The 20562-nt window shown below is 68.1% G+C and carries 14 protein-coding genes; 6 read left to right on the top strand and 8 right to left on the bottom strand.

The annotated features are described in order from the left end of the window. The first annotated feature begins 145 nt into the window (after positions 1-145). On the top strand, positions 146-826 hold the full coding sequence (locus G6O54_RS04525; protein WP_165220730.1) for an aquaporin: 681 nt from the start codon (positions 146-148) through the stop codon (positions 824-826). Here the strand turns inward: G6O54_RS04525 and G6O54_RS04520 are convergent. From G6O54_RS04520 to G6O54_RS04510, 3 genes are all read right to left on the bottom strand, one after another. Next, entirely contained in the window at positions 804-2102 is a 1299-nt protein-coding gene (locus G6O54_RS04520; protein WP_165220727.1) for a beta-ketoacyl-[acyl-carrier-protein] synthase family protein, read from the bottom strand. The genes G6O54_RS04525 and G6O54_RS04520 overlap by 23 nt on opposite strands. A gap of 83 nt (positions 2103-2185) precedes the next feature. Further along, complete coding sequence (locus tag G6O54_RS04515) at positions 2186-2641, bottom strand: MarR family winged helix-turn-helix transcriptional regulator (protein ID WP_165220724.1); 456 nt, start codon at positions 2639-2641, stop codon at positions 2186-2188. Positions 2642-2721: 80 nt separating this feature from the next. Beyond that, a complete protein-coding gene (locus G6O54_RS04510) occupies positions 2722-5580 on the bottom strand; it encodes a right-handed parallel beta-helix repeat-containing protein (protein WP_165220721.1) in 2859 nt (952 codons plus the stop codon). A 168-nt stretch (positions 5581-5748) separates the two neighbouring features. On the opposite strand from G6O54_RS04510, the gene G6O54_RS04505 reads away from it, so the two are divergent. Then, positions 5749-7080 (top strand): replication-associated recombination protein A, encoded by a 1332-nt coding sequence (locus G6O54_RS04505; protein ID WP_165220718.1) that lies wholly within the window; start codon positions 5749-5751, stop codon positions 7078-7080. Positions 7081-7198: 118 nt separating this feature from the next. Beyond that, positions 7199-8314 (top strand): 3-keto-alpha-glucoside-1,2-lyase-like domain-containing protein, encoded by a 1116-nt coding sequence (locus G6O54_RS04500; protein ID WP_250846714.1) that lies wholly within the window; start codon positions 7199-7201, stop codon positions 8312-8314. A gap of 95 nt (positions 8315-8409) precedes the next feature. Here the strand turns inward: G6O54_RS04500 and G6O54_RS04495 are convergent, their stop codons facing one another. Further along, entirely contained in the window at positions 8410-9381 is a 972-nt protein-coding gene (locus tag G6O54_RS04495) for an ice-binding family protein (protein ID WP_165220715.1), read from the bottom strand. A 265-nt stretch (positions 9382-9646) separates the two neighbouring features. On the opposite strand from G6O54_RS04495, the gene metH reads away from it, so the two are divergent. After that, a complete protein-coding gene (gene metH / locus G6O54_RS04490) occupies positions 9647-13369 on the top strand; it encodes a methionine synthase (protein ID WP_165220712.1) in 3723 nt (1240 codons plus the stop codon). A gap of 87 nt (positions 13370-13456) precedes the next feature. Here the strand turns inward: metH and fusA are convergent, their stop codons facing one another. The 4 genes from fusA to G6O54_RS04470 all read right to left on the bottom strand — a co-directional run bounded on the left by fusA (position 13457) and on the right by G6O54_RS04470 (position 17788). Then, complete coding sequence (gene fusA / locus G6O54_RS04485) at positions 13457-15538, bottom strand: elongation factor G (RefSeq protein ID WP_165220709.1); 2082 nt, start codon at positions 15536-15538, stop codon at positions 13457-13459. A gap of 103 nt (positions 15539-15641) precedes the next feature. Beyond that, positions 15642-16382, bottom strand: coding sequence for a 1-(5-phosphoribosyl)-5-[(5-phosphoribosylamino)methylideneamino]imidazole-4-carboxamide isomerase (gene hisA, locus G6O54_RS04480; RefSeq protein ID WP_165220706.1), 741 nt, complete (start codon positions 16380-16382; stop codon positions 15642-15644). A gap of 138 nt (positions 16383-16520) precedes the next feature. Then, positions 16521-17129, bottom strand: coding sequence for an imidazole glycerol phosphate synthase subunit HisH (gene hisH, locus G6O54_RS04475; RefSeq protein ID WP_165220703.1), 609 nt, complete (start codon positions 17127-17129; stop codon positions 16521-16523). Positions 17130-17200: 71 nt separating this feature from the next. Beyond that, positions 17201-17788: a hypothetical protein gene (locus G6O54_RS04470; RefSeq protein ID WP_165220700.1), complete on the bottom strand. Its 588-nt coding sequence runs from the start codon at positions 17786-17788 to the stop codon at positions 17201-17203. Positions 17789-18436: 648 nt separating this feature from the next. On the opposite strand from G6O54_RS04470, the gene G6O54_RS04465 reads away from it, so the two are divergent. Together G6O54_RS04465 and G6O54_RS04460 are read left to right on the top strand one after the other, a co-directional pair. Beyond that, positions 18437-19033 carry a Uma2 family endonuclease gene (locus G6O54_RS04465; RefSeq protein ID WP_165220697.1) on the top strand — a complete coding sequence of 199 codons (597 nt, stop codon included), beginning with the start codon at positions 18437-18439 and terminating at the stop codon, positions 19031-19033. A 209-nt stretch (positions 19034-19242) separates the two neighbouring features. After that, the gene (locus G6O54_RS04460; RefSeq protein WP_439650242.1) at positions 19243-20388 is read left to right on the top strand and encodes a glycoside hydrolase family 172 protein; all 1146 of its coding nucleotides are present in this window, start codon (positions 19243-19245) and stop codon (positions 20386-20388) included. Positions 20389-20562: the final 174 nt, after the last annotated feature.

Genomic DNA, 20562 nt, shown 5'->3' with positions numbered 1-20562 from the left:
CTAATCGGCGTCCACGTCGGATGCAACGATCGGAGGCCGCTTGCCCGCGATGACCACGGCCGCTATCCTCGCGTCCTTCGTGCGCCTCGATCGAAATCGGGAACCGACGCAGGTTCCTCTGGCTCATCCGGAGCTTCGTGGAATCATGAGACGGAAAGCGATCGCGGAGCTTGCGGCGACCTTCATCCTCGTCTTCGCGGGGACCGGGGCGATCGTGGTGAATCAGGAGCACGGCGGGGCGGTGACGCACGTGGGCATCAGCCTGACCTTCGGCCTGGTCGTCCTGGCGATGATCTACGCCGTCGGCGACGTCTCGGGCGCCCATCTCAATCCGGCCGTCTCGATCGCGTTCAACGTCGCCGGGAAGATGCCGCTCGGTGCCCTGGGAGTCTACGTGGCCTGCCAGACGGCCGGCGCCCTGCTGGCGAGCCTGGCCTTGCGGGTCCTCTTCCCCGCCAATGACACGCTCGGCGCGACCCTGCCCGCGGGATCGGTCTGGCAATCGTTCGCGTTCGAGGTCGTGCTCACCTTCATCCTCATGTTCGTCGTGCTGAGGGTCTCGACCGGGGCGAAGGAGAAGGGGATCACGGCGGGGATCGCGGTCGGGGCGGTCATCGCGCTGGAGGCGCTCTTCGCCGGGCCCGTCTGCGGCGCCTCGATGAATCCGGTCCGCTCGCTGGCGCCAGCCCTGGTCGGAGGCCACCTCGAGCACCTCTGGGCCTACCTGACCGCGCCGACCCTGGGGGCGCTGGTGGCCGTCGGCTTCGACAGGCTGATCGAGGAGCCTGAACAGCCAGCCGACGTCAGTCCCGGAATCTCCGCATGACGAGGGTGGTGTTCTGGCCGCCGAAGCCGAAGCTGTTCGACATCGCCACCTCGACGGCGGCCTCGCGGGCGGCGTGCGGGACGTAATTCAGATCGCAGTCGTCGTCCGGATGGTCCAGGTTCACCGTCGGCGGGACGACCCCGTCCCGGATCGCGAGCAGGCAGACGATCGCCTCGACGGCCCCACCGGCCGCGATCAGGTGGCCGGTCATGCTCTTGGTGCTCGAGATCGGCACGCGCCGGGCGCGATCGCCGAGGGCGCGCTTGAGCGCGAGCGTCTCCACCGAGTCATTCACCTTCGTGCTGGTGCCGTGGGCGTTGACGTAGTCGACGTCCTCCGGATCGAGCCCAGCGTCGGCGAGTGCCCCCCTCATGGAGGCGACGGCGCCCCGGCCCTCGTCGTGGGAGTCGGTCAGCCGGAAGGCGTCGGCGGTGGAGGCCTGCCCCGCGATCTCCCCCAGGATCGAGGCGCCTCGAGCCCGTGCGTGATCGAGCGACTCGAGGATGAGCATCCCGGCCCCCTCACCGAGGACGAACCCGTCGCGGTCGCGATCGAAGGGCCGGCTGGCGTGCCCGGGATCCTCGTTCCGCGTCGACATCGCCGTGAGCAGGACGAAGCCGGTCAGGCCGAAGGGGTGGATCATGCTGTGGACGCCGCCGGCGAGCATCGCCTCCGCCTCGCCCGACCGGATCAGCTCCGCCGCCTCGCCGATGGCCTGGGCGCTCGCGGAGCAGGCGGTCAGGCAGGACACGTTCGGCCCCCTCGCGCCGAAGGCGGCCGCGAGGTGGCCCGCCGGCGTCCCCGGCTCCTGCTCCGTCTCCAGGAGCGGCTCCAGCAGCGCAGTCCCCTGCGCGGTGAACCGCCCCGTATCAACCCGGCCAACCGAGGAGGACCTGCCGATCAGCTCGACAAACCGCGGGAAGTTCGCCTGCCCCTCGCCCGCGCCGAGGTAGACGCCGAAGGAGGAATGATCGAGGCCGCGGCGCTCGAGCAACCCGGACTGAACGATGGCCTGCTTGGCGGCCGCCAGCGCGAACCGCGTGCTCCGGCTGTGCCGCGACCATCGGGCGGCTTCCTCGCCCAGGTCGTCCTCGAGGTCGAACCCCTTCACCTCGGCGGCGATTCGCGAGGCGAACGTGCTCGCGTCGAAATGCGTGACCGGGCCGACGCCGCCGCGCCCCTCGCGGAGCGATTCCCAGGTGGATTCCACGTCCAGGCCGACGGGGGTCACCATCCCCACGCCCGTCACCACCACCCTGCGACCGTTCGCGACCATGAGCAGCTCCCCCCGGGAACGACGCCAATTGTTGCAGCTACAACAATTGCGGCAAACCCTCACGCATTCGATTCGAGCGACGATCAGTCCCTTGCCGAGCCCAGCCCGAGCCGCTCGGCGATCGACCGGAGTGCATCCACCCCGGGGGCGCCGATGAGCCGGCCGCATTCCTCCTGGGCCCGGTTCCAGTCCGGCTCCGCCCGCTTGAGGATGGCCGTCCCCTCCGCCGTCAGGCGGAGGATCTGGCTGCGCCCCCCGCCGGGCGGATCGGACTCCAGCCAGCCGTTCCGCTTGAGCAGCTCGACGTCCCGGCTGAGCGTCGATTTGTCGATCCGGAGCGCGCGGCAGAGATCCACGGGCCGGGCGCGGCCGGCCCTGGCGACGCCAACCAGCAGGTTGGCCTGGCTCACCCGTAGCCCATGGGGCCGCAGCGCCTCGTCGTAGATGGCCGTGACCACGCGATTGATCAGCCGCACGCGGACCGCAATGCAGTCCGCGGCGATGCGGTCGATCAGCTTGCTCGCGGCGGGACTTTTCATGCCTTAGTTGTATATCCAACATGGGTCGGAGTCAAGGTGGACGGCGGCCATTCCGGGTCGGGTCATCCGGCCCTCGTGGCTCATCGTCGAGCGGCCGGCGTGCTCGCGGCCGAGCCCCCCCTGCCCGTCCCGGGCTCGGCGGAGAGCGAGTACTTGCGATTGCGGAGCTTCTGGCCGTTGTAGTCGGCCGCGTCGATGATCAGGCTGGCGCCGACGTTGACGCCTCCCGGGGCCTCCAGCCGGTTGCCCGAGGCTCGGACGAGCAGCTCGCCGGGATCGTGGGACGGCAGCTCGCCGAGGACCAGCCCGTGCGGCCGGGCCTTCTCGGCCGCGGAGCCGATCCGCTCGAGGAATCCCCCGGTCCAGCGGACGACGTTGTCCTCGAGCGTAAGCGACATGTAGACGCGGCCCTGGTTGGTCTTGATGTACCGGGCCGAATGGTCGACCGTGAAGCGGGCGCCCAGGTCGTTGTCCTCGAGCGTGTTCTCGCGGACGACTCCCCCCAGGAACGGGGCGTGGGACCATCCCCAGATCACCGGCGTCTCGCTCGGGTAGGCGGCCAGCTTCATGGCGAGGTTCCCCCCTGAGATCTGATTGCCGGAGACCACGGTCGCGAAGTGATTGCCGGCCAGGATCAGCCCGTCCGAGGCGAAGCCGTCGCTCCTGCGCCCGCCGGTCATGGCGATCCGATTCTTGCGGAAGGCAGAGTCCACGAACCCCCGCGAGACCGACACGACCTCCGTGCCCGCCGGGATGGACGAATCCACGACGTAGGTTTCCGCGTCGATCACCTGCGCGATCCGGCGGAACTCGCCCGCCGCCGGCCCGGTCAGGAGCGAGACCACGTCGCCGGTGACCACGGGATTCCCCTGCCTCCGATGGGTCCGGAGCACGAGTCCGTCCGGCGACAGGGCCGCGACACGGCCTTCGTAGGTGACGTGGTAGGCCTCGGTCAGGATGATCTCCGGGTCGTTCGCCCAGGGGATCGTGTCGTCCGCCCGGGCACCCAGGCCCTCGATGATGTTCTCGTCGACACGATCGCGAATCCCCCGATGGGTGAGGACCAGGAACCGCCAGGTCTTTCCGGCCGGCTCGACCGACCGGGCCCGGTTCCCCTGGAGCCGGAGGTCGTGCGAGCTGTGGGCGGTGAAGATGCCGTGGGAGTAGGTGCCGACCGGGGTCCCGCGGTAGTCGTTGTTGAGGACCTGCCAGGGGCCGTCGAAGAACTCGATCGAACCGCCGCGGAGGGTGTTGCCGGCGATCATCCCGCTGCGGGCCCCCGTCAGGCGGACCAGGCGGATGGCCTCCGCCCATTTCGAGGGCTCGTCGGCCGCCGGGGACTCGAGATCCAGCCGGGTCAGGCTGACGTTGAACTTGGGCGCATCTCGCCCCTGATCCCTGTTATCGGTCGTCCCGATCACGGCCGGGCCGTAGCTGACCTCGCGGTCCCATCGCGGCCGACCCTCGAAGCGGACCGCGAAGCCGTTGAGGGTCGTGTTGCCGGCGTGGATCTTGATCGCAGCCGTCCAGGGTGGCTCTCCGGATCCCTGGGCGAAGACCAGCGTCGCCTTGCCCGAGCCGTCAATCGAGACAGGCCTCTCCAGGACGAGTGGGCGCGTCAGCCGATACGTCCCCGGCGTGAGGTCGACGGCCCCATTCTGATTGGCGATCTCATTCAGGTCGTCGCCCGGTCGCGCGGACGCCCTCGTCCCGATGGGCCGGGGCGACCTCAGGCCCGGATCGCTCGCGCCGCCCTCGAATCGGATCAGGGACATACGTCCGCCCGGCTCGGTCAGCCGGAGCGTCATAGTAGCCTTCGTCTCATCCCGATCGGGCCCGAAGAAGAGTTCCAGGGAGGATCGGTCCTGCCCCGAACGGACGACCAGTGGCGCCAGCTCATTGCCATCCGGATCGCGAAGCCGGTTGTCAGGACCCTGCCGATAACCCCAGGTGGAGCCGACCGCGTCGGTCAGCACCGCCTCGTCGAAGGCCGGCCATCGCGTGGGGCCGGAGAGCCGGACATGGACATCGCCGGGGCCCGTCGCGTCCTGCCCGTCCTGGCCGAGCCACTCGGCACTCGCCTCGAGCGTGGACAGCCTGGGAAGAGTCGCCTCGGACATCTTGAGCTTCGGGTCGCATCGCCCGGCGATCAGCGTGGCGGAGTCCTGCGTGTCATTCTCGTGAAGGACGACCACCTTGAGCTTCTGACCCTTCAGGTCCTTCACGGGCTGGACGTGGATCTCTCCCTCGCCGGGCTTCTTCGGATCGGCCCAGTATTCCGCATTCGGGAGGAGCTCCGGATTGGCACCCGACTGCCACTTCGCCCCCCCTTCCCCTTCGATCCGGATCGACCGGACCGGGAACTTCGTCGAGATTCCGGACAGATGGATGCGCACATCCTGGAGCCCATCCGGTCCGACCGCCGGCCCCGCCGCGACGCGATCGTGGCGATCCTGGCCCAGCCACCTGGCCTGAAGGGCCAACCCCGGCATCCTCAGGTTACGATTGACCTTCCGTCCCCGGACGTCGAACTCGTGCTTGCCGCCCCCCTCGTACTCCACCAGGAAGTGATAGCTACGCGCCGCCTCCTGATCGCCGGGCTCGATGAATAAGTCCGCGGACTTCGAGCCGGCGGGCCGTTTCAGCTCGATCTTCCACGCAAACGAGCCGCGATTGTATTCCCACTCGTTCCAGGGCGATTCCGCCTTGATGTCCACGTGAGAGATCTCGCGGCCGGGATCGAGTCCCTCCAGGACGAGGTGGACGTCCTGGACTCCACTCGGCTCCTGCCGATTGTTCGGAGAGACATAGTCGTGCCCGTCCTGGCCGATCCACCGGACCGTGGGGCCGGTCCCGGCTCCTCGACGCGCGGATTGCTGGGCGATCGCCGTCTGACCCGCGAACAGAGACGCAATCAGGATGGCATGGACAGGCCGCATCGTGACCTCCCTTGTCGTAATGCGATGGGGCATCCTCGTTGCACCAGGGCGAGCATACCATACCATGCCGGGTCACGATCTGGCCTGCGCTTCGGCGCCGTTCGCGTGGTAGAATGTGTACGCATTGCCACTTAAGAAAGGGCGTCCGCGGTGACGAGGGCCGTTGTGATGGGAAGGGAAACGCCGAGAGGGCTCTTCGACGAGATCGACGACGGGGCCGATGACGAGCCGGCCGAGGATCCCGATGCGCCCCTGGCGGAGCGGATGCGGCCGAGGACCCTGGCCGAGTTCGTGGGCCACTCTCGGCTGATCGGCCAAGGCTCGCTGCTGGGCCGAGCGATCCGCGCCCAGGGGCGGGTGCCCTCGATGATCCTCTGGGGTGCTCCCGGCACCGGCAAGACGACCTTGGCCCGGCTGGTCGCGAACGCGGCGGGCCTCCGCTTCCTGCCGCTCTCGGCGGTCTTTTCCGGCGTCAAGGAGGTCCGGGCGGCGATCGACGAGGCGAGGCGGCTGGGGAGGCGGGGGACGCGTGTGCTCCTCTTCATCGATGAGATCCACCGCTTCAACAAGGCCCAGCAGGACGCGCTGCTCCACGCCGTCGAGCAGGGGACCGTCACCCTCTTCGGCGCGACGACGGAGAACCCGTCCTTCGAGGTCAACGCCGCCCTCCTCTCGCGGTGCCGGGTGGCCGTCCTCGACCCTCTCTCGTGCGAGGACCTCGAGACGATCCTGAACCGAGCCATCGCGGGCGAGGGCAACGGACTGGCACGGCTCTCCCTGCGGATCGCGCCCGAGCTCGTCCGCAAGCTCGCCGGCTGGGCCGAGGGGGATGCCCGGGTTGCGCTGACGACCCTCGAGCAGGCCGTCGTGGCCACGCCGCCCGGCGAGGACGGCGTGCGAGAGCCCACGGAGGAAGCCCTGGCCGAGGCCCTCGGGCAGGCCCGTTATGCGTACGATCGTCAGGGGGAGGACCATTACAACCTCGCCTCGGCCCTGATCAAGAGCCTGCGAAACTCGGACGTCGATGCGGGACTCTACTGGCTGGCCCGACTGATCGAGGGGGGGGCCGACCCGCTTTTCATCGCCCGGCGGCTCTGCATCCTGGCCTCGGAAGATATCGGCCTCGCCGATCCCCAGGCCATGGTGCAGGCGGCGGCCGCAGCCCAGATCGTCCATCAGATCGGCATGCCCGAGGGGCTCTTCCCGCTCTCGCAGGCGACCATCTACCTGGCCAGGGCTCCGAAGTCGGGCGCGGTCAAGACGGCCTATCGCGCCGCCGCGGCCGACGCGGCGGCATCGGCCAGGGAGCCCGTGCCGCTCCATCTCCGGAATGCCGTGACCCCGCTCATGAAGCGGGCTGGATACGGCGAGGGGTATCGGTACGTCCACGACGACCCGGCGGCCCGGGAGGAGATGCCCTGCCTGCCCGAAGCCCTCCGAGGACGACATTACTTCGAGCCGCCCGCCGAGCCGGACGGGGGCGACGGGCGTCAACCTTGATGGTCGGGGCCGGGATCTCCGCTCGCCTCCCGGGTCGTTGCTCCGCCTCCTCGGCGGCCCCTATACTGAGGTCGCCTCGACCTTCGCCGACCCCGCAGCACTCGCGAGATCCACTCCCATGGCTGATCACCGCAGACGCATCCCCCGGATCGGATCGTTGGGCCTGATGGCGGCCCTGGGGGGCCTCGCCTTCGCCGCCGCAGACGACCCGGGTGTCCCGGGCGTGACCGCCCCCCGCTGGAAGCAGCATGACATCCATCGGCCCCGTCCCCAGGTCGTGGATCCGGGCCCGGCGCCGGCCGCGCCGATCGCCCCTCCCGGCGACGCGGTGATCCTCTTCGACGGCAAGAGCCTCGACGCCTGGGAGACTCCGGACGGGAAGCCCGCCGGCTGGAAGGTGAGCGACGGCGCCATGGAGATCGTCCCGGGCACCGGGGCGATCCGCACGCGGGCGAGCTTCGGGGACGTCCAGTTGCACGTCGAGTGGGCCTCGCCGAGCCCCGCCCGCGGGGTGGGCCAGGATCGCGGCAACAGCGGGATCTTCCTCATGGGCCAGTTCGAGGTCCAGGTCATCGACTCCTACAAGGCGGACACCTACGCCGACGGCATGGCCGGGGCGATCTACGGCCAGTACTCGCCGCTCGCCAACGCCACCAGACCCCCCGGGGAGTGGCAGGTCTACGACATCGCCTTCCGCCGCCCCCGGTTCGATGCCTCGGGCAAGCTGGTGCGGCCGGCCGGGCTGACAGTCTTCCTCAACGGCGTGCTCGTCCAGAACAATGAGGAGCCCTGGGGGCCGACGAGCTGGCTCGAGCCTTCTCCGAACGACCCCACTCTGAAGAAAGGTCCCATCGAGCTGCAGGATCACAGCCATCCGGTCCGTTACCGCAACATCTGGATCCGGGAGATCCCCGAGCGATCGAGCCCGCCGCCGGCCCGCGCCGGCATCCCGGTGGCGGTTGGCCTCAGCGACCGGGTCCTCGACGGCTACGTGGGGGCGTACTCCACAGGCTCCAACCCCGGAGAGCTAGCCTGGAAGATCTCGAGGGACGGCGATCACCTGCTCCTGAAGCTCCCTTTCAAGCCGGTCCCGCTCCAACTGATCCCGGTGTCCGAGTCGGTCTTCGTCCTCCCCCATACCGACGCCGAGCTGACCTTCCGGAAGGACGATCAGGGGCGGGTCACCGGCCTCTTCCGCGTGGGCGACGGCGAGCGGCCGCTCACCCGCCAATGACCCGACGGGCTCGTCGCGGCGGGCGATTCGTTCGACGCGACGAGCCCTTGCGGGTGCCCCATTTCGGCGGGATGCTCGGTCAATCGCGGCTCATCTCACCGACGCCCTGCCTTCGTCGTCTGGATCACGCCATTGCCGCTGGAGTCTGCGACCAGCGGGACGATCAGGCCGTCGAGGTTCGCGGTCGGCTTGGAGGCCGCCGCCGCGACCGTGGAGGTCGTGGTCGCCGCGGGGGTTACCGTGGGGATCTCGAAATCCACCTCATTGACGCGGGCGCCCGGCAGCAGCGAGACCGAGCTGCCGCCCGCGATGACCGCCCCATTGCAGGTCCCCGTCAGGATGACCTGTCCGTGCGGCGCCAGCAGTGTGCCGGCCGTGACGCCCGGCGAGACGATCGTCAGCGTCGATCGGCTCGCCGTGAAGTTGTAGACGACGTGGTTTGGGGTGACACCCCCGGCGAGCTTCAGCCCCGAGCCCCCGGTCAGCGTGAGGTTGCCGGAGACGTTCACGATGAAGATGTCGGCCGAAGTGCCGCTCAGGGTCAGCGAGCTGCTGATGTTGCCGTTGACGTTCACCACGTTCACCCCGCCGCGGCCCGCGACCGTCGTCGCCTGGACGATGCTCCCGAAGGTCTGCCCGGCCGGCAGGCACGCGTACTGGGTGGAGGCGTTGAGTGCGGCCGAGGTCGCCACGCATACGGCGGCCGGGTCGACGGTCACCGCGCCGAGGACCTTGCCGGTCCCGCTCATTTGGCCGGCCGCCGACAGGGTGACGTTCCCGGTCACGGTCGACCCCGTTGGGTTCCAGAGAGATCCGCCCGGGGAGACTCCGACATTTCCCACGATGGTGGAGACGCTCGTGATCGGCGTACCCTGAAGGCCCAGGATGGCGAAGTGGGCCGCGGCTCCCAGCCCCGTCGGCGAGGCCGTGAGCGCCAGTCGCCTCTCAAGGAGCTCCGGTGCGGGATGGCTCGCCCGGATACGAGTTCGGGTACTCCGCGTGCTCGGCGAGACGAGGATCGCGCGGCCGAGCGCTCCGATCGGTCGAAACAGTCCAGAATAACGCATGCTTGGACTCCTCTTCGAGTCGGGATCTCATCCGCCTCTCAGTACCCTAGAACCGGTTCCGGGCAATGCAAGAGAAAGGAGGGCGTCGCGGCCACGCATCGTCGCCGCCTCCTCTGCTTGACAGTTTTCGATAATTGCCAAGATAATCAGACATCGCCCGCCTCTCGCGGCGACCTGCGGTGGACTCCGCGCGACTTATCCTCCTGTCGAGCCACCCCCGTCGATCCGATCGACTCCGCTCGACCTACCTCAACCCAGGGTGGTGATGGCCACGACTCGCAGCTCAACGCCGTCCAGCGAATTGCTGGAAGAGATCCTGTCTCGCCGGATCATGGTCCTCGACGGCTCCATGGGAGCCCTCATCTACTCCTATGAGCTGACGGAGCAGGATGTCCGCGGCAGCCGCTTCGCGAGTCACCCCGTCGACCTGAAGAACTGCACCGAGGCGCTGGTCCTGACCCAGCCGAAGCTCATCGAGGACATCCACCGCGCCTACCTGGACGCCGGCGCGGACATCATCGAGACCGACTCGTTCAACGGCACGTCGGTCTCGCTCGAGGAGTTCGGCCTCCAGGACCTGGTCGGCGAGCTGAATCGCGCCGCGGTCGAGATCGCCCGCAAGGTCGCCGACGAGTACACGCGGAAGAACCCGGACAAGCCGCGGTTCGTGGCGGGCAGCATCGGCCCGACCAAGAAGCAGCTCTCGATGGGCATCCACGTCGAGGATCCGGGCCGCCGCGACGTCACCTTCGACGAGATGGTGGGCTTCTACAAGGAGCAGGTGAAGGCGCTCGTGGAGGCGGGCGCGGACATCCTCCTGCCGGAGACCTCGTTCGACACCCTGGTGATGAAGGCCTGCCTGTTCGCCATCGAGTCGTACTTCGAGGAGACCGGCACTCAGGTCCCGGTCATGATCTCGGGGACGATCTTCGACAATCACCGGACGCTCTCGGCGCAGCCGATCGACGCCTTCTACTACTCGGTCTCCCACTTCCCGGCGATGTCGGTCGGGCTGAACTGCGCGGTGGGCGTGGAGCAGATGAGGTCCTCGATCGAGTCCCTGGCCGCGATCAGCCGCACCCGGATCAGTTGCTACCCCAACGCGGGCATGCCCGACGGCTTCGGCGGATTCCTCGGCACCAAGGAGAAGACGGCCCAGGTCCTGGGCGAGTTCGCCCGCAGCGGCTGGCTGAACATCGTCGGCGGCTGCTGCGGCACCCGGCCGGAATGGATCGCCGCGATCGCGGACGCGGTCGACGGCGTGCCGCCGCGGAAGGTCCCCGACCTCCCCCACTGGTCGACCTACAGCGGGATGGAGCCGCTGGTCGTCCGCCCCGAGACGAACTTCGTGATGATCGGCGAGCGGACGAACATCACCGGTTCGAAGAAGTTCGCCCGCCTGATCCGGAGCGGCGACTACGAGTCCGCCTTGGTCGTCGCCCGCGAGCAGGTCGAGAATGGCGCCAACATCATCGACGTCAACATGGATGAGGGGCTGATCGACGGCGAGGCCGCCATGACCCGGTTCCTCAACCTGGTGTCGGCCGACCCGGCCATCGCCAAGGTGCCGATCATGGTGGACAGCTCCAAGTGGAGCGTCATCGAGGCCGGCCTGCGGTGCGTCCAGGGGAAATCGGTCGTCAACTCGATCAGCCTCAAGGAGGGGGAGGCGAAGTTCCTCGAGCAGGCCCGGCTCGTCCGCCGCTACGGCGCGGCGGTCGTCGTGATGGCCTTCGACGAGACCGGCCAGGCCGTGACGAAGGACCACAAGGTCGCGATCTGCAAGCGGGCCTACAAGCTCCTCACGGAGGAGGTAGGGTTCCCGCCCGAGGATATCATCTTCGACGCGAACATCCTCACGGTGGGCACGGGCATCGAGGAGCACAACAACTACGCCATCGAGTTCATCGAGGCCGTCCGGACGATCAAGAAGGAGCTGCCGGGCGCGAAGACGTCCGGCGGCGTGAGCAACGTCTCGTTCTCCTACCGCGGCAACGACACCGTCCGCGAGGCGATGAACGCGGCGTTCCTCTACCACGCCATCAAGGCCGGGCTGGACATGGGGATCGTCAACGCCGGCCAGCTCGAGGTCTATGAGAACATCCCCGCGGACCTGCTCGAGAAGGTCGAGGACGTCCTCCTGAACCGCCGGCCCGACGCGGCCGATCGGCTGACGGAGTTCGCCGAGACCGTGAAGGCGGCCGGCAAGAAGGACAAGGGGAAGGACCTCGCCTGGCGCGAAGGGCCGGTCGCGGAACGCCTGAAGCATGCTCTCGTCTCCGGGACGCTCGATTTCGTCGACGAGGATGTCGAGGAGGCCAGACGGCAGTTCGCGCGGCCCCTGGAGATCATCGAGGGCCCGCTCATGGACGGGATGAACGTCGTCGGCGACCTCTTCGGCGCCGGCAAGATGTTCCTGCCGCAGGTCGTGAAGAGCGCCCGCGTGATGAAGAAGGCGGTGGCCTACCTGACCCCCTTCATGGAGGAAGAGAAGGCGAAGGCGATCGCCGCCGGCAAGACGGCGGACGAGCACCACAGCCGGGGCCGCATCCTGATGGCGACCGTCAAGGGGGACGTGCACGACATCGGCAAGAACATCGTCGGCGTGGTCCTGGCTTGCAACGACTACGACGTCATCGACCTCGGCGTCATGGTCCCCTGCGAGGACATCCTGAGCAAGGCGCGGGAACACAAGGCCGACATCATCGGCCTCTCCGGGCTGATCACGCCGTCGCTCGACGAGATGGTGAACGTCGCCAGGGAGATGGAACGCGAGGGCTTCGCGACCCCGCTCCTGATCGGCGGCGCGACCACGTCCTCCAAGCACACGGCGGTGAAGATCGCCCCCCAGTTCCACGGGCCGGTCCTCCACGTGAAGGACGCCTCCCGGAGCGTGGGGGTCGTGGACCGTCTCAATCGGCCGGAGACCCGGGAGGAGTTCGACAGCCAGAACCGGGTGGCACAGCAGAAGGAGCGCGAAGCATTCGCCGTGCGTCGGGAGCGGAACCTCGTCCCGCTCGAGACCGCCCGCGAGCGGCCCTTCGCGACCGACTGGCAGTCGGTGGGGATCGCCGAGCCGAGCTTCCTCGGCACCCGGACGCTCCGCGACTTCCCCCTCTCCGAGCTCGTGCACTACATCGACTGGTCCCCCTTCTTCATGACCTGGGAGTTGAAGGGCAAGTACCCGGCCATCCTCGACGACCCGACCTATGGCGCGGAGGCTCGCGACCTGCTGGCGAAGGCCCGCGGCCTCCTCGAGTCGATCGTCAAGGATCGGTCGCTCCAGGCCCATGCGGTCTACGGCTTCTTCCCGGCGAACTCGGACGGCGACGACGTCATCGTCTACACGGACGAGTCGCGGAGCCAGGAGCGATGCCGGTTCCATTTCCTCCGCCAGCAGTGGGAACGTCAGGGCCAGCGCGACTTCCGCAGCCTGGCCGACTACATCGCGCCGGTGGGCTCGGGCCGGAAGGATTACATAGGTGCCTTCGCCCTGACCGCCGGCCAGGGGATCGAGCAACTCGTCGACAGATTCAAGCGCGAGCTCGACGACTACAACGTCATCATGTCCGAGGCTATCGCCGACCGGCTGGCCGAGGCCTTCGCGGAAGCCTTGCACAAGCGAGTGCGCAACGAATGGGGATACGGACTCAATGAGGGCCTCTCCGAGGAGGACCTGATCGAGGAGAAGTACCGGGGCATTCGCCCGGCCGCCGGCTACCCGTCCAGCCCCGACCATACCGAGAAGGCGACCATGTGGGAGCTCCTGGGCGCGGAAACCGCCGCCGATGTCCGCTTGACCGAGAACTTCGCCATGTTCCCCGCCGCGTCTGTGAGCGGCCTCTACTTCGCACACCCCGAGGCGCGATATTTTGCCATCGACATGATCACCCGGGATCAGGTCGAGGACTACGCCGCCCGCAAGGGCATCTCGGTCCCGGTCGCCGAGCGGTGGTTGGCCCCCAATCTCGCCTATGACCCGGATTGATCGGAAGGCGCGGATCGCCAGTCAGTGGACAGGCCCCGCCAGCTCGGCTACGCCGGCGGGGCCGCGTCTCGCGCCAGCGAGTCGGGCTCATTCCTCCTCGACGCCCGCCCGCGACTTCATGTACTTGTCCACGATCTGCTGCTGGACGTTGGGCGGGACGGGCTCGTAGCCCTTCAGCTCCATCGTGAACGAACCCTGCCCGCCGGTCATGCTCTTGAGCTGGGTCGCGTACGAGAGCATCTCCGCGAGCGGCACGATGGCCTGGATGACCTGGACGCCCCCCGGCTGGGTATCCATGCCGGTGATGTGCCCGCGCCGCGTGGACATGTCCGCCGAGATGTCGCCGAAGTTGGCCGCGGGGACCGAGACCTCCACCGCGACGATCGGCTCCAGGAGCACCGGCCTGGCCTTCTCGAACGCCTTTCGAAGGGCGTGGGCGGCGGCCGTCTTGAACGCCTGCTCGGAGCTGTCGACGGGGTGATCCTTGCCGAAGTAGACCTCCACTTCCAGGTCGACGACCTGGTTGCCGGAGATGATCCCCTTGTCCATCTGCTCGCGGACCCCCTTCTCCACGGCCGGGATGTACTGGCCGGGGATGGTCCCCCCCTTCACGGCGTCGACGAAGCTGAATCCCTTGCCGCGCTCGTTGGGCCGGACGCGGAGGTGGACCTCGCCGAACTGGCCGCGGCCGCCGGACTGCTTCTTGTGGCGATGATCGGCCTCGGCATTGGCCGAGATCGTCTCGAGGTACGGGACGTGGGGGACGTGGGTGGTCATCTCCAGCTTGTGGCGGTTCTTGAGCCGCTGCTGGATGACGTCCAGATGCAGGTCGCTCATGCCGGAGATGATCAGCTCGTGGGTCTGGGTGTCGCGGCGGATGGAGAACGTCGGATCTTCGTCGGCGATCCGGGCCAGCCCCGCGGACATCTTGGCCTCGTCCTCGCGGGCCTTCGGCACGACCGCGCGGGGGACCATCGGCGAGGGGAAGTGGATCGGGGTGACCCGGAGCTGGCTGACCGCGGTGTTTCCGCCCACGTTGCTGACGGTGTCGGAGACGTGGAGGTCGTCGAACTTGGCGATCGCCACGATGTCACCGGCGATCGCCTCAGGGACCTCCTCCTGCTGCTTGCCCTGGAGGACGTAGATATGCCCGGCCTTGGCGGTCTTGCCGCTCCGCAGGTTGACGAGGTTCGTGTCGGGCGCGATCCGGCCGCTGAGGATCCGCAGGTAGCTCATCTTGCCCATGAACTGGTCGTTGGCCGTCTTGAAGACCTGGGCCACGAGCGTGCCGTCCTCGACGGGGGTGATCTCCTCCTCGCCGTCACCCTCGGCGCCTTCGCCCCGGGTGCCGAACCGGTGGACGTCCGACGGGGAAAGGCCGCATTCGGTGACGAGGTTGAGCAGCTCCTTGATCCCCAAGTCCTTGCGGGTGCAGACGCAGAGGATCGGGACGAGCTTCCCGGCCGCGATGGCGTCGTGCGCGGCCTTCCGCAGCTCCTCGAGGCCAATCGCCTCCCCCTCGAGGTACCGCATCATCAGCTCCTCGTCGGACTCGACGATCTGCTCGACGACCATCCGGTACGCCTCGGTGGGCGGGAGCGGGCACTCGGCCGGGTCCGAGTCGTGCTCCTGGAGGACGTCCACGACCCCCTGGAACGAGGCCCCCTGGCCGATCGGGACGTTGAACGGCACGCACTGGGTGCCGAACGTCTCGCGGATCGCCTCGACGTCGGCCCGGTAGTCCACGTTCTCGGCGTCCATCTTGGTGATCGCCAGGAACCGGCCGAGGCCGAGCTTGCGGGCCTCCTGGAAGATCCGGCGGGTGTTCACCTCGATCCCCGACGGGCCGGAGACGGCCAGGACCACGTTCTCCACCGCCGCGAGGGCGCTCAGGGCGTTGCCGATGAAGTCGGGGTAGCCGGGCGAGTCGATCAGGTGGACCTGCTTGCCGTTCCAGGCGAGATGGCCGAGGTGGCAGTCGATGGTGAAATGGCGGCGCTTCTCCTCGTCGTCGATGTCGAGGGTGCTGGTGCCGTCGTCCACGGACCCCTTGCGAGCGATCGCGCCGGCGGCGAAGAGGAGGGCGTCGGCAAGGCTGGTCTTGCCCGACGCCCCATGTCCAGCCAGGGCGACGTTCCTGATATCGGCGATGTGATAGGTCGTGGTCATCGGTCGGGTCTCCGTGTCGGAGTGGGACTTTGCCGCGAAGCGCCTCGATGTGCAGGCCGGGCGAAGACCGCGGACGCGCGGGCCGACCCGGCCCGCCGGAGCCTCATGCCGGATTTCGCGACGATCGGGCCGGATCGGCCGCGTCGATCGCCTCGGGCAGCGTGAAACGCCCCTCGTAGAGGGCCCGCCCCACGATGACTCCGGCGATCGGCAGCGCCCCGAGCCGTTCCAGATCCGCCAGGGTCCCCACGCCGCCGGACGCGATCACCGGGGTCCCGGTGCTCTCCGCCAGGGTGCGGGTCGCCGTCAGGTTCGGGCCGTCGAGCATGCCGTCGCGGGCGATGTCCGTGTAGATGATCGCCGCCAGGGGGAGGCCGTCGAAGCGTCGGGCCAGGGTGACGGCGTCCACCGAGGACGTCTCCAGCCAGCCCTCGGCGGCGACCATCCCGTCCCGGGCGTCCAGTCCCAGGACGATCCGCCCCGGGTAAGCCCCGATCATCGTCCGGAACCACTCCGGATCGCGGAGCGCCTGGGTGCCGACGATCACGCGCTCAAGGCCGGCGGCGAGCCAGGCCGAGATCGTCGCCTCGTCGCGCACTCCGCCGCCGAGCTGGCAGGGCACGGAGACCCGCCCCAGGATCTCGCGGACCGCGTCCACATTCACGGGCCGGCCGGCCTTCGCCCCGTCGAGATCGACGAGGTGAATCCGGCTCGCACCGCCGGCCTCCCAGCGCGCGGCCATCGCCGCAGGATCATCGCCGAAGACCGTCTCGCGGTCGTAATCGCCCTGCCGCAGACGCACGCACTTGCCGCCCCGCAGGTCGATCGCCGGGATCACTTGCATGGATCTTCACCAAATCCAAAAGAGCCTTGCACTCGCCCCACTGTAAACCCGGCGCAGGGCCGCCGCAAGGACCGACCGCAATCGCGCGGATCGGCCGGTCGAAGCGTCAGGCCCGCACTCCCGGAGCGGTCGACGCCCTCACGACAGGGCCGCGAAATTCGCGTACATCCGGAGCCCGACCGCCTGGCTTTTCTCGGGGTGGAACTGGCAGGCCATCAGGTTCTCGCGCCAGACCAGGGCCGGGAACGGATCCGGGTAATCCGCCTCGGCGGCGACGTCCTCGGCCCGGCCGGCGACGGCGTGGTACGAGTGCACGAAGTAGACCGAGGGGTCTGGCCCCAGCCCCTCCATCAGCGGCACCGGCCGGCGCTTCCGCAAGGTGTTCCAGCCCATGTGCGGGACCTTGAGTCCCGGACGAGCCGCGAACCGGACCACCCGGCCGGGGAGCAGGCCGAGCCCTCGATGTTCGCCGTCCTCCTCGCTGACGTCGAAGAGGAGCTGGAGGCCCAGGCAGACGCCCATGCAGGGCTTCCCCGACCGGACCGCCTCCACGAAGGCATCGCCCAGGCCGGTCCGCTTCAGCTCCGCCATCGCATCCTCGAACGCGCCGACGCCCGGCAGGATGACGTGGCTCGCGCCTCGGATCGTCGCGGGATCGGACGTCACCTCGGCGTTGGCTCCCACGGCCTGGACGGCCTTCTGGACGCTCCGGAGGTTCCCCATTCCGTAGTCGATGATCGCGATCATGCGGCGTGCCTGCGTCGGTGGATCATGGTGCCGAAACGCTGATCGTAGCATGGCCGCGCGGACGGCCGCAATCAACGGCGAGGCGTGGACTCCGGCGGGCTCGCGGCGACCGGCTGCCAGCGGATCGAATCGTCGTCGTCCGGGGTGAGAGACTCGCGGTCGCGGGTCCGGGTTCGCTCGCGGCTCGAGGGCTCGGTGCGGAGCGGGGTCGGATCGCGGAGCGAGATCGTCTCCTCCTCCGCCCTGTCTCCATCCGAGGCCGTCGGCAGGTCGTCGAGGTCGCCCGGGATGCTCGCCGACGGGGGCTTGCGCTTCTTGACGGTCTTGCGGCCGGCCGGCTTCGTGACCGGTCCGGTCAGGGCCTCGTCGGCATCGTCCCGCGTCGAGGGCGACGCCGGCCGGGCGCTCAACCGCGTCCCGCCGTCGATTCCCCGATCCTTGATCAGGTTCCGGGCGTCGTCGAGCCGAGCGGTGAGGTCCCCGTTGTGGAGGCGCTCCTGAACGAGCTGGTCCTCCAGCCCCCGGTTCTCTTCCTTGAGCTTGGCGACCTCGGTCCGGAGCTTCTCGTTGTCGTACTGGAAGTGGCTGAGCGAGGTCTTCATCTGGGCCGGCGGCGGATCCCCCGTGAGGATGTTCCCGCGGTCCGCGCAGCCGGACATGGTCAGGATCGCGGTCAGCGCGACCCCGATTCCTCCCCGCCGCCCACGATTTCGTCGGGTCGAGTGTGCTTTCACGACGACTCTCGTCCCAGGAACTGGTCCAGCGGCCCGAGCCTCTCCCCTCTTACTTCGACCATTCCACGGGCGGATCTTTGATCTGTCGGCAGAATCCAAATTGGGTTTGATCGTCCCCCGCCGTCCCCACTTCGTCCGCCATAAGTCACTATTCTATTTGAACTTCGATGCAAAAATCGGATTGGCTTCGTTGGTCGATCTCATGCAGATTCCGGCCACCTTCGACTTAGCCGCCGGCTGGTGCTCCTCTTGCTCCTCGGGCCGTCTCGCTGGCGATTTATCGCGGATCGATCGAAAGTCCTCGCGCACCGCTCGAGGCGCCCACGTACCCTGCGGCGCAAGATCCCCTATACAGAGAGTGCGCCAGGTTCTGGCTTTTCCGTCAGGCTCTCGGCAGATTTCCCAGGCCCCGCGCCGGGAGCAATCCGGACAACTCCTGCGATCCTCAGATTCCGCCGGTCGACCCGTGACGATCGGTCCTTGTGGGCCTTCCTGGAAATCTCGATACTGGGCTTCTGTTGACTGGAAATGCATGAGGCTCTTTTGACCGCACCCGGCGACGGAGGGAAGGAGATGTCGACGACTTCGATGATCGGACGGGCCGAAGCGACTCCGCGCGCCGGCCGGGTGCGATTCACGGTCCCCGAGTTCGAGGCCATGCTCGACGCCGGCCTGTTCGCCGGCCGGCATGTCGAGCTCCTGGACGGGGAGGTCTATGAGGTGGTCAAGAATCCGCCGCATGACTTCGCGGTCGGAGCATTGGCGGACTCCCTGAAGAACATACTGCCTCCCGGTTACCATGTCCGGGAAGAGAAGTCGATCGCTTCTTGGGGACGCTGGAGGCCGGAACCAGACGTAGCGGTGGCTCGCGGGGACCGACGTCGGTATCAGGCGACGCACCCGAAGCCGCGGGACCTCGCCCTCGTCGTGGAGGTCACCGACACGTCCCTCCAGGACCGGACCAGGAAGCGGTCCGGCTATGCGAAGGCCGGCATCCCCGCCTACTGGATCCTCGACCTGAACGCCCGCCATCTCGAGGTCTACACCTTGCCGTCGGGTGCAATCCGCTACCCGGAGCCGGTGATCGTCCCCGCGGGCGACTCCGTCGAGCTCGTCCTGGACGGGACAACCGTCGGCCGAATCGCCGTCGCCAGCCTCCTGCCGGAGTAACCCGGCCGGGATCGAGTTGCAGACCAGCGGGTGGAACCGGGCTCACCGACCGTCTATCCTGCCAGGATGGTCGGGCGGGCCGGAGTGGTCCATCGAGCGACGGCTTGCCCAAAACCGGGAAACACCATCGCCTTTCGAAGGAAAGTCTCTCCATGCGGATTCACTGGCGAACGTACCTCGCAACCCTGGCCCTCGTCAGCTCCGGCGTGATGGCCCGCGCCCAGGCCCCCTCCACCGCCACTCCTTTCAACGGGCTGGACACGCACCTGGGCAACCTCTCCCGACTCTCGGACGCGAAGTCGCGATCGATCAGCCCGGAGAATTTCCAGGGCGAGAAGGGGAAGGCCGGGATGGCCACCGAGGGGACGGGCAAGAACGCCGCCCGCGAGCTCGGCCAGACCTGGAAGGTCTCGCCCTCGGTCCGGATTGCGGCCAAGAGCACCTACACCATCGCCGACATCGACGGCCCCGGCGTGATCCAGCAGATCTGGATGACGCCGGCTCCCCTCGACAAGACCCGCCAGTACATCCTCCGGTTCTACTGGGACGGCGAGGACGAGCCCTCCGTGGAGGTCCCGATGGCGGATTTCTTCTGCTGCGCCTGGGGCAAGTACTGCCAGATCAACTCGCTGCCCGTCTGCGTGAACCCCGGCAGCGCATTTAACTCCTACTGGTCCATGCCCTTCCGCAAGAAGGCCAGGATCACGATGGAGAACCTGGATGCGAAGGACATGGTCCTTTACTACCAGGTGAACTACACCCTGACCGACGTCCCGGCCGACGCCGCCTATTTTCACGCCCAGTTCCGCCGGGTGCACAAGCTCGAGCCGAAGACGAACTACACGATCCTCGAGGGGGTGAAGGGGAAGGGCCATTACGTCGGGACCTACCTCGCCTGGGAGGTCCGGAGCCCGGGCTGGTGGGGAGAGGGCGAGATCAAGTTCTTCATAGACGGGGATAACGCGTTCCCCACCATCTGCGGCACCGGAACCGAGGACTACTTCTGTGGCTCGTACAACTTCGAGAACCAGGAAACCCACAAGTATCAGACCTTCAGCACGCCCTACACGGGCCTCGCCCAGGTCCTGCCGCCGGACATCATCTACGTGCCCGGTCAGCGGTTCGGCCTCTATCGCTGGCACATCGCCGACCCGATCCGCTTCGACAAGGACCTGAAGGTCACCATCCAGGCCCTGGGCTGGAAGTCCGAGGGCCGCTACCTGCCGCTCGAGGACGACATCGCCTCGGTGGCCTTCTGGTATCAGGCCGAGCCCCATGCCAAGTTCCCGGCCCTGCCCGATAGCGAGGCCCTGACGGTCAAGCCCCAGGTCCTCGTCAAGCCGGCCGCGAAATAGCTCCGCTTGCAGGGGGGCAGACGGCATACGAAGCGTGCCTGCGACATTCGCGTAGCAGGCCCATCCCCTGTGCCGTCTCCCCTCTCCGTCCTGCGGCAGGCACATTCCCCGTGCCGTCATCTCATTTCAATCCGTCGTCGGCAGACTCCGTGTTGCCCCGGTTGGCGCATGTTC

It is taken from the genome of Aquisphaera insulae (assembly GCF_011064615.1).
Classification (GTDB): domain Bacteria; phylum Planctomycetota; class Planctomycetia; order Isosphaerales; family Isosphaeraceae; genus Aquisphaera; species Aquisphaera insulae.
This window is presented reverse-complemented; position numbering and strand designations above follow the sequence as displayed.